Raw genomic sequence first — 247 nt, forward strand, 5'->3', positions numbered from 1 at the left:
GTCCTTAACGAAGCCGAGCGCGGTGAAGACCACGCACTGAAGGCTTACAAGGAAGCGATCGAGAAGATCAACAAGCACAACCTGCTGGGTATTCGTGACCTGGTTGAGCGTCAGTTCCACGGCGCACAACGCAACCACGACCAGGTGAAAGCCCTGCGTAACCAGGCTCGCGCTCAGTCGTAAGGCCTGTTGTGTAGCAACTGCTGTGTAACAAATGTGGGAGCGGGCTTGTTCGCGAAAGCGGTGT

Annotated in this window: 1 pseudogene; it reads left to right on the forward strand. The window is 56.3% G+C overall.

The window, feature by feature from the left end:
- Window positions 1-183: pseudogene (locus tag KZZ04_RS20345) on the forward strand (hypothetical protein); the annotation flags it as partial.
- Window positions 184-247 lie beyond the last annotated feature (64 nt).

Source organism: Pseudoalteromonas sp. CR1 (assembly GCF_019392235.1).
Lineage (GTDB): Bacteria > Pseudomonadota > Gammaproteobacteria > Enterobacterales > Alteromonadaceae > Pseudoalteromonas.